A 10,193-nucleotide genomic window follows, 5' to 3' on the forward strand; every position below is an offset into this window, starting at 1 on the left:
ATGGAAAGACTCCTTTACATCGGGCTGCTGAAAATGGCCATAAAGAAGTAGCAGAAGCCCTACTGCAAGTAAAAGGGATCGATGTTGATGCACAAGATAAAGATGGAAAGACTCCTTTACACTTTGCTGCTGAAAGTGGTTATCAGCAGGTGGTGCAAGCTCTATTGGATAAAGGGGCAGATGTTAATGCAGTAGATGATGATGGAAAGACTCCTCTACATTGGGCTGCTGAAAATGGCCATGCAGAGATAGTAAAAGATCTATTGGACAAAGGGGCAAATGTTAATGCAGAGGATGATAATGGAAATACTCCTTTAGGTTTAGCCGCTGATGAAGAAATAAAAACTCTATTGCAATCCGCAGAAGAATCTGATGATGCTAGTCCAGTATTGCAAGATGATGAAGAAGAAAGCCAAGTTCCACAAAATGCTGCTTTATTTGAGGCTGTTGAAAGAGGTGATATTGATGGATTAAAGCGTCTAATAAGCGAAGGAGCAGATGTTAATGCATTAGATGGAAACCGATTTACTCCTTTACGGCATGCTATTGTCAAAGGAGACAAAGATATGGTCTCGCTTTTAATTGATAACAAAGCAGATGTTAATGCACAGTCTGAAAATGGACGCGCTCTTTTACATGTTGCTGTTGACAAAGCCAACAAAACGCAACCACTCGATACAAGTATAATAGAAGCTCTATTAGAAGCAAAAGGGATCAATGTTAATATAGCAGATAAAAATGGAAGGACTGCTTTACATGAAGCCGCTAAAACTGACGATCAGCAAATAGTAACAGTTCTATTAGAAGCAAAAGGAATTTATGTTATTCCACTAGATAATACTAGCAGCACTCCTTTAAATCTTGCCTCTCAACAAGGCGGGAAACATATAGTAAAAATTCTAGAAGAAACGCAAAAGGACATCGAAGCTTTGTATTCAGCCGTTAAAAGTGATAATTATGAGGAAGTTCAAAGTCTATTAAGTAAAAAAGTAAACGTTAATTCAATAGACAACGATGGAAAAACTCTTTTACATTTTGCTGCTATAAAGGGCAATGTAGAAATAGTAAGAGCTCTAATACAAACAGGGGCAGATGTTAATATAGCAGATAAAAATGGAATGGTTCCTTTATTTGAAGCTGCTGCAAGTGGCCATAAAGAAATAGTAGACGCCCTAATAAAAGCAGGAGCAGATGTTAATATAGCAGATAAAAATGGAATGGTTCCTTTGTTTAAAGCTGCTTTCTATGGTCATAAAGATGCAACTGAAGTTTTATTAAATAATGGAGCAAAGGTTGATACAGTAATGGAATCACTTCTTCAGAGTATGATGGAATATAATTACAATAGTAGCCATAAAGATATAGTTAAAGCTTTATTAAACAAGGGAGCAAATGCTGATGCAGTAGATTCATATGGACATACTCTTTTGCATTGGGCTGCTAGAGAAGGTTATACGGATATAGCAGAACTTTTATTAGAAAAAGGAGCGAATGTTAATATACAAGATAACGATCTATGGACTCCTTTACATTTTGCTACAAAAAATAAAGTGTTTATGGGTTATGCAGATCGTCCAGCAAACGCCTCTGCGGAAACAGTAAAATTCTTAATAAAAAAAGGAGCAGATGTTAATATAGAAAATGAAGATGGAAATACTCCTTTCAAATTAGCCACTGATGAAGGAATAAAAACTCTATTGCAACCCGCAGAAAAATCTGATGATGGTTCAGCGGGTGGATCATCGACAGATAGTGAAGGGGTTCAAGAAGAAGAGGAGGAAGATTCAAATCAATCACAGAGAGAGCAAGACATCAATGGAGAAAAAGGAACTGATGTAACAACCGGAAGTGTACAGCCTGTTGCTCCCACAGAACCTGCACAAACAGAAGAACAGCCGAGCTCTTTTTTTGGTAGTTTGTTTAGTATACTTATGAAGCCTTTTTCATTAATTGCATCATTTTTTGGTGGTTTTTTTTCATGGTTGTTTGGGTCTGACGAAGAAAAGTCTGACACACAACCTTATGATGATTCTTCTTCACCTGGGGTCGATCAATCAGTTGAACAAAATAATGGTGATCATAATGACCAGAGCAATGTGATTTGATAGTGATCTTCTACCGGAAAAGGTGTCATCCCAGTGCTTGACACTGGGATCTCATTTTACTTTATGATGATGTCATGAAAGTAGCTGACATTGGGATCCAGAAGACTTAATTTCAACCAAATAATAAAGGCTAGATCCCAGTGTCACGCACTGGGATGACAAAAAAAGGAGCACTGGAATGACACCATCTTGGATGGAAATAACGTCACGCGCTGGAATGACAAAGAAGAGTGGGCTTTCATATGGTTATGCAAGAGGTTTACTGAATGCAACCTAACTTCTCACACACACATTTTACCACATGATCAGCGTTGATATTAAAATGCTCATAAAGTGTTTTATAAGGTGCTGATTCTCCGAAGCTTTTCATGCCAATAAATATACCGTTTGAACCTATATATTTATGCCAACCCATTTCACTTCCGGCTTCAATTGCAACTTTAATGCTGTCATTATTTAATATTGCCGCTTTATATTCATCGCTTTGCTCGTCAAAAAGCCTCCAGCATGGCATAGAAACAATCCTTGTACCTATACCTTTTTCCTGCAATTTCTCCCTTGCTTCAACTGCAATTTCAACTTCAGATCCGGTGGCAAATATTGTCACTTTTAATTCTTTTGAACATTCACACAAAATATATGCACCAAACTTCGATAGATTAGCAGATTGATCGATATCAGAATGCATGTAATTGACATTTTGCCTTGAGAGCGCAAACAGTGCTGGAGATTCTTTCTTTTCGAGTGCAATGCTAACACACTCCAGAGTTTCAACTGCATCGGCTGGCCTAAAAACATATAGATTTGGTATAGCACGCAAAGAAGCTAAATGCTCTATTGGCTGATGAGTTGGGCCATCTTCTCCCACTCCAATTGAGTCGTGAGTCATGACATACATAACCTGCTGCTTCATCAGAGCTGAAAGACGTATAGCAGGACGACAATAGTCGGAAAATACCAAAAAAGTGCCGCCATAAGGAAGAATTGCGCCGTGAAGTGCCATACCATTCATACATGCTGCCATAGCGTGCTCTCTCACTCCATAGTGGACATAAGAGCCACTATAATTATTGCTATTTATTACCTGCATGTGCTTATATTTAGTGCAATTTGACCCAGTAAGATCAGCAGAACCGCCGATTAATTCCGGCATATGTTGTGTTAAAAGTTCCATTACCCTACCAAAAGAAGATCGAGTAGCTTCGTTTGGCATTAGCTCACATATTTGTTTCTTCAGGTCAGCTAAAACACCAGCGATATTATCTGGTAGACGTTTATCTAACCGTCTTTGAAGTTCTACATGATATCCTGTTACCCCAGCTCCACTTTTTGTCATCCCAGTGCTTGACACTGGGATCCATTCTTTTTCTTCTTTCCTGGTCACGCGCTGGAATGACATCGTGTAGTTTTGTTTTGCTCTCTCAACAGTTTTCTTCCAGGCATTTTTCATATCTTCTGGTACATGGAATGGTTCGTAATTCCAGTTTAATTTCTCTCTCATCTGTTTGATGTCTTCCTCCGAAAAAGCACCACTGTGAGCAGAGGATGTGCCAGCACGGCTTGAAAATTTTCCGATAATAGTTTTGCAGCAGATCATTGTAGGTTTATCAGACTTTTTTGCTTGCTCTATTGCAAGGGATATGGCATCAAAATCATGGCCATCAATTTTGTCAACATTCCATCCATACGCTAAGAAGCGTTTCTCTACATCATCAGAGCAGGAAAGGCAAGTAGCGCCATCTATAGAGATATCATTATCATCAAAAAGAGCTATGAGCTTATTCAATTTAAGATGCCCAGCAAGCGATGCTACCTCATGGCTTATTCCTTCCATAAGACAGCCATCCCCTAGCATTACGTAAGTGTAGTGATTGATTCTGAATTGCTTTTTAAGGATTGATTCAGCAAGTGCCATGCCAACAGCAGCGGCAAACCCCTGACCGAGCGGGCCTGTTGTTGCCTCTACTCCGGAAGTCAAGCCAAACTCTGGATGACCTGGGGTCTTGGATCCCATTTGCCTGAAGTTCTTTAGCTCATCTATGCTAATATAACCTGTCAAATATAATATTGAATATAGTAACATTGACCCATGACCGTTTGATAAAACAAAGCGATCTCTATTGAACCATTTAGAATCATCAGGATTATGATTCAGATATTTAGCAAACAAAACAGTTGCAACATCTGCCATGCCAAGTGGCATACCTGGGTGTCCAGAGTTTGCTTTTTGTACTGCATCAATTGATAAAAAACGGATGGCGTTTGCCATAGATTTTAAATGTGAATGATTCATGTGTTAATAGAAAAACTTAAAAATGAAGTATAAAAGATTATACCAGCAAAAACAAGTTGACACTGAGTGCTAAAATCCTTAATAATCTAAAGTTAAATCGTGAGAGTTTTTATATGACAACTGTTATCACTAGAAAGTATAGGATTAGCCGTAGACTTGGTGTAAATTTATGGGGTAGAGCTAAAGACCCAGTAAACAAAAGGAAATACCCTCCAGGTCAACATGGTATTCTTGGATTCAAGAAGTTATCCGACTTTGGTAAGCAGTTTGCTGCGCATAAGAAATTTAAGTTTTACTATGCGATTTCAAGTAAGCAGCTCAGACGTACATTTTTAGATGCTTATAACAGAAAGGGTTATACGGCTGATAATTTTATCGGTATCTTAGAATCGAGATTAAGTTCTGTTTTATACCACTCTGGTCTTGTTCCAACAATTTACTCAGCAAAGCAGCTCATATCTCACAAGCACGTTACAGTTAATGATAAGGTGGTTAACATATCGAGTTATCGAGTGAAGCCAGGTGATATAATAAAAATAAGAGAAAGGGCAGCAAAAATCCCTGTAGTAGTAGAGGCTGAACAAAAACAAGAGCGCAAGGCTCCGGATTATTTAGAAGCAGATAGTAAAGAGCATTCAGTGAAGTATTTGAGGTCACCTCAATATTCTGAGGTTCCTTATTCAGCAGACATGGAAGTCAATTTAGTAGTAGAGTTTTACTCTAGATAGATAAAAAAAGCCCGTGTGGCGGAATCGGTAGACGCAGCGGACTTAAAATCCGTGGGTTTTGCGACCTTGGGAGTTCAAGTCTCCCCATGGGCACCAATTTAACTTAGCAGATAAATACAAAAAAGTATGAAATGGCTTGATATAGAAGATATTGTGGAAGCTCTGGAGGAAAAATTTCCAAATGAGAATATAATTAGTATCAGATTCACTGAGCTTAAAAAAAAGGTCTTGAGTTTAGAGGAATTTGATGATGATGAAAAACGCTGTAACGAAAAAATACTCGAAGCTATTCAAGCAGCTTGGATTGAGGAAAGATTAACCGCATAGCAATAAACCATACGCAAACGTGATTTCTATTACAATTTGCATATTGATTATGCTATTTTTTGGATCTAGCCTGGCAAGTTAATAATAATTTAACTAATTACAATTAAAACAGCTATAAGGTTAATTATGAGGCAAAGATGACAGCACAAAATTTGGTAAATGGAACGATCTTGGCAAGTGCTACGTTGAGATAAGTTTTGCATAAAAATACTGCTTTTACGGTGTGAGGCCAGAGGGTAGAGCCTTTGTAAAGCAGTTAGAAGGTTGTCATCTAAGTAGCGTGACCAGAGCTAGATTCCGCGAACACGCCGCGGAATGACGACTATGCAATATGCGTTGCGGAGTGACGATTATGGTCATACCGTCACGGTATCTCACAAACATGTAGCAGTAATGACAAAATCTCAAGTTATATGTATACTTTTATATTATCTACCTACTAAAAAAACAGAAAAATGCTCAAACGTAGCGGTCCAAAAAAATTAAAGTCTATAATTGAAAACTATGCATTAAAATGCATGAAAAATAAGATTAGTAAAAATGAAATACGTCTTATTTTAAACTGGCGAAATATAGTAGGGAAAGAAATAGCAGAGTGTACAAAACCGAAAAAGATCTCATATGCACAGAATATAAATTCGGGTGTGTTGCATCTGGTAGTAACAAATGGCAGCAAAGCATTGGAAATTCAGCATATGATTTCTCTTATAATAGAAAAAATTACGATATTTTTTGGTTATAAAGCAGTATATGGTATAAAAATTAAGCAAGAGAGTATTGACTATTTGACTATATAAGGTAATCTAAGTACATAGAATAATTTGGTATATTGAAGTGAGTAGAGTTTGTGAATTAACAAATAGAAAAAAATCTTTTGGTAATAAGGTATCACATTCAAATCGTAAAACAAAGCGTACCTTTCTTTTAAACTTACATAAAGTTACGTTGACGAGTGATATATTGAATAAAAAGTTTAGATTTCGTGTGGCAACAAGAACTTTGAGAACTATAGATTACAAAGGTGATTTAGATGCTTTTTTGCTCAACACAAGAACGATTAAACTAAGTGAGAAAGCGCAGAAGATAAAAAGAAGGTTGAAAAAAGTTTTAGTAAAGCAAGAGGTAGAGTTAGCAGTTTCAGATGCATAGCAAACCTCAATGGCTCAGAGCAAAAGCTCCGACCGGTGAAGTATTCAATGAAACCTTAAACATCGTTAAACTGCATAACTTGCATACAGTGTGCGAAGAGGCTGCATGTCCAAACATTGGTGAATGTTGGAATAAACGTCATGCTACTGTAATGATTCTCGGTTCTGTTTGCACTCGTGCTTGTGCATTTTGCAACGTTGCAACTGGCATTCCTGATAAACTAGACCCTCATGAGCCAGAAAATTTAGCAAAAGCGATAAAAAAGTTAAACTTAAAACATGTTGTCATTACTTCTGTTGATCGTGATGATTTGCCAGATGGTGGCGCAAATCAGTTTATACAGTGCATAGAAGAAATTAGAAAGATAACTTCAGAAACAACAATAGAGATTTTAACTCCTGATTTTTTAAATAAGAAAGGAGCATTTGAAGCAATTGCTGTTGCATCACCTGATGTCTATAACCACAATATTGAAACAGTGCCGAGATTGTATGCAAAAATAAGACCACGAGCTCGCTATTTTCATTCACTATATTTGCTGAAGATGGTAAAGCAGATTAATCCTAAAGTTTTCACAAAGTCGGGGCTTATGGTCGGTCTTGGAGAGACAAAAGAGGAAATATTTCAGGTTATGGACGATTTGCGCAGTGCTGAGGTTGATTTTATTACAATTGGTCAATATCTACAACCAACTCCAAAACATGCAAAACTTGATAGGTATGTTACCCCAGAAGAGTTTGAGCATTATAAATACATTGCTTACTCCAAAGGTTTCTTAGTGGTTGCATCAAGCCCACTAACTCGGTCATCATACCACGCTGAAGAAGATTTTAACAGGCTCAAGGCCTGTCGTTGACATTTGTGTTAATTCAAATTAATTTTTACTAATTATAAAGGAGTTTTTACGTAATGTCTACTATAAAAATCGAGAAGAAATCACAATTAGTTAAAGAGGTATTCGATTCCGTGGCAAGTCGCTACGACACCATGAATGATATAATGAGCCTCGGAATGCACAGATTATGGAAAGATAAGATGGTAAATAGTGTGCATTTTACAAAAAACTCTAAGGTTTTAGATGTTGCTGGAGGAACTGGAGATATAGCAATAAGAGTAGTAAGAAAAGAGCCAAGTGCTAAGGTTACAGTATGCGATATAAATCAAAACATGCTAAGCAGAGGACGTGATAAAGCTATAAATTCAAACCAAATTAATTTTGATTGGGTATGTGCAAACGCAGAAAGTTTACCATTTGAAGACTCCGAATTTGATTATTGCACAATAGCTTTTGGCATTCGAAACGTTTCTGACCGCAAGAAGGCTTTAAATGAGGCGCACAGGGTATTAAAACCACATGGGAAATTTATCTGCTTAGAATTTGCCCCTATGCACTATCAAAATGAGATATTTACCAAACTTTATGACTTATATTCATTTAAAGTAATTCCTAAAATTGGCAGCATAGTTGCTAAAGACAAGAGTTCTTATGAATATTTAGTGAAGAGCATCAGAGAATTTCCAACTCAGGCTGATTTTAAAATGGAAATTGAAGAGGTAGGCTTTAAGAATGTTGAGTTTCATAATATGAGCTATGGAATAGTGGCATTACACATTGGAACAAAATGAATATTAAACTCTGGTATAGAACGCTGGATTATTATCTCATCCTTCCAGTGTTTTTTTTGCTCACTATAAGCTTCATTCTTGTTTATTCAGCAAGCCCTGTAATTGCGCAGCGTCTTTTTCTACCACAGGATTATTTTATACGGCGCCATACAATTTATATAGTCCTGTCACTAATTACCTTGGTGACATTTTCTTTTCTCAACACAAGAACTATACTTAACCTCTCATTCGCAGGTTTCGCTTTATTTACTATTTTAGTAGCAACTGCGATAATACTTGGTATAGAGGTAAAAGGTGCGAAACGATGGTTACATATTGTCAAAATTTCAGTTCAACCATCTGAGTTCGTAAGGCCATTTTTTTCTGTTGTTATAGCTAGTATCTTGGCCAGCGAAATGAAGTTTAAAATACACATATCAATCATAATATTTCTGTTAGTTTTTGTGTTGTTACTTTTGCAACCTGATTTCAGTATGTCTATGCTTTTAACATATTCTTTTATCGGTCAAATGTTTATTGCATGTATACCATTTTTATACTTTCTATGCATAATAGGAATGGCCACAACTGGAACTACAATAGCTTACTTATGCCTCCCACATATAAAGCAAAGGATTTACAATTTTGTCTTTTTTACGCAGCGCGATAACTTTCAAGTCACAAAATCATTAGAAGCATTCAAAAGAGGTCAATTAACTGGGGTTGGACCTGGTGAAGGTAGCGTAAAAGCCTCTCTTCCTGATTGTCATACAGATTTTGTGTTTTCTGTTTTAGCAGAAGAATTTGGTTTGATTACGTGCTTAGCCACATTGATGTTATTTGGCATCATTTCCGCCCGCTTGCTTTACGTTGCATATAGGGAAAATGAATTATTTAATCTGTTGGTAATTCTCGGTATCTCAATTCAATTCATCACACAATTCATAATAAACATAGGGGTAACATTGAGTGTTTTTCCAACCACCGGCATAACCCTGCCGTTACTTAGCTATGGTGGTTCTTCTCTTTTATCTTCGAGCATCGCACTTGGCATAATGCTGTCTTTCAGTAGAAACCAAGCTATCGCATTAAAGTTTCGTGAGCGTGTTATGCTTGGAAGGTATATGGACTAAACTTGTACCGCTCACAACTATTATTGGTATCCCTCCAAAATGGGTATCTGTTCAGATGAGTGGCAAGAGATATTATGAAATCTGAAAGAGTTATGTGGAAATTTTTCAGAAAATATTCCACTGACATGCTGAACAACAAATACATCACTATGTCGTTTATCGCAAAAACTTATATTTTTCGTAACCATTCACACTTAATTCTGCAATTCTTTGATCTCACTCATAGAAAGACCAGTAGTTTGAGCTATAATATTAAAAGAAACACCTGCTTTAAGTAGATTCTTTGCGACTTCAATTTCCCTCTCTTTTCTACCTTCCTCTTTAGCAAGATCAAGTCTGTATTCAAGAATGGCTTCTTCTTTGCGCAGATCCATTATTCTTTCTTCATAAGCTATTAGATCTTTTTCATTCCAGTGAAACTTATCTAATTCATCATATGCTAGCTTTATTATTGGTGATTTTTCCGCAATTTTTCTGAGATCTTCGTCCGTTGTTTCATCTGCATATTTGAAAAAAAATAGCCAACGGTCTACTACACTTTCTAGTTGTTCTGCTCTACTCTTAGGAAATTTTGGCAGCTCTATGAAGATAAATTGAAAATCTTTTAAGTCATGTTCATTGGTTTTCTCATCTCTTATTGTATGGCTAGATATATAGTCAAGCTTATCAGGGAATAAGGTACAATTTGAAATCGCGATAAAGAAAATCTTCTTTAAATCAACGTATTTACCAGATTTATCAGCTTGTCTTGAGTAAGCCTTAGCAGCATAAAGTTGTGCACGTTTTTCAAAGCCTTTATCACGAGTGAGCTGGTCAGGTAAGGAAGCAGTATTACTACTACCCCCTCCCTTAG

The 10,193-nt window shown here is 36.8% G+C and carries 10 protein-coding genes and 1 tRNA gene; 9 read left to right on the forward strand and 2 right to left on the reverse strand.

Features of this window, described 5'->3' with window-relative positions:
• On the forward strand, positions 1–2,105 hold a 2,105-nt coding region (locus tag DEF52_RS05195; protein ID WP_201798890.1), incomplete at its 5' end, for an ankyrin repeat domain-containing protein.
• A 259-nt stretch (positions 2,106–2,364) separates the two neighbouring features.
• On the opposite strand, the gene tkt is transcribed toward DEF52_RS05195, so the two are convergent.
• Positions 2,365–4,398 (reverse strand): transketolase, encoded by a 2,034-nt coding sequence (gene tkt, locus DEF52_RS05200; RefSeq protein ID WP_151808047.1) that lies wholly within the window; start codon positions 4,396–4,398, stop codon positions 2,365–2,367.
• Between the two features lie 113 nt (positions 4,399–4,511).
• On the opposite strand from tkt, the gene rpsD reads away from it, so the two are divergent.
• From rpsD to DEF52_RS05240, 8 genes are all read left to right on the forward strand, one after another.
• The gene (gene rpsD, locus DEF52_RS05205) at positions 4,512–5,126 is read left to right on the forward strand and encodes a 30S ribosomal protein S4 (protein WP_010962555.1); all 615 of its coding nucleotides are present in this window, start codon (positions 4,512–4,514) and stop codon (positions 5,124–5,126) included.
• Between the two features lie 9 nt (positions 5,127–5,135).
• Positions 5,136–5,222: transfer RNA gene (locus DEF52_RS05210), tRNA-Leu, on the forward strand.
• A gap of 30 nt (positions 5,223–5,252) precedes the next feature.
• Positions 5,253–5,453, forward strand: a complete 201-nt coding sequence (gene iscX / locus DEF52_RS05215) for a Fe-S cluster assembly protein IscX (RefSeq protein WP_007552114.1) — start codon at positions 5,253–5,255, stop codon at positions 5,451–5,453.
• Positions 5,454–5,908: 455 nt separating this feature from the next.
• The gene (locus DEF52_RS05220) at positions 5,909–6,250 is read left to right on the forward strand and encodes a DUF721 domain-containing protein (protein ID WP_010082513.1); all 342 of its coding nucleotides are present in this window, start codon (positions 5,909–5,911) and stop codon (positions 6,248–6,250) included.
• Positions 6,251–6,287: 37 nt separating this feature from the next.
• Complete coding sequence (rpmB, locus tag DEF52_RS05225; RefSeq protein WP_006279619.1) at positions 6,288–6,602, forward strand: 50S ribosomal protein L28; 315 nt, start codon at positions 6,288–6,290, stop codon at positions 6,600–6,602.
• Positions 6,595–7,458, forward strand: a complete 864-nt coding sequence (lipA, locus tag DEF52_RS05230) for a lipoyl synthase (protein ID WP_012673150.1) — start codon at positions 6,595–6,597, stop codon at positions 7,456–7,458. The genes rpmB and lipA overlap by 8 nt, the downstream gene beginning before the upstream one ends.
• Positions 7,459–7,511: 53 nt before the next feature.
• Positions 7,512–8,228 carry a bifunctional demethylmenaquinone methyltransferase/2-methoxy-6-polyprenyl-1,4-benzoquinol methylase UbiE gene (gene ubiE / locus DEF52_RS05235; RefSeq protein ID WP_151808048.1) on the forward strand — a complete coding sequence of 239 codons (717 nt, stop codon included), beginning with the start codon at positions 7,512–7,514 and terminating at the stop codon, positions 8,226–8,228.
• The gene (locus tag DEF52_RS05240; RefSeq protein WP_151808049.1) at positions 8,225–9,340 is read left to right on the forward strand and encodes an FtsW/RodA/SpoVE family cell cycle protein; all 1,116 of its coding nucleotides are present in this window, start codon (positions 8,225–8,227) and stop codon (positions 9,338–9,340) included. Before ubiE ends, DEF52_RS05240 begins: the two co-directional genes overlap by 4 nt.
• A gap of 194 nt (positions 9,341–9,534) precedes the next feature.
• Here DEF52_RS05240 and DEF52_RS05245 read toward each other — a convergent pair.
• On the reverse strand, positions 9,535–10,193 hold a 659-nt coding region (locus DEF52_RS05245; protein WP_151808050.1), incomplete at its 5' end, for an Rpn family recombination-promoting nuclease/putative transposase.

Source organism: Wolbachia endosymbiont of Nasonia oneida, assembly GCF_009012935.1.
Taxonomy (GTDB): domain Bacteria; phylum Pseudomonadota; class Alphaproteobacteria; order Rickettsiales; family Anaplasmataceae; genus Wolbachia; species Wolbachia pipientis.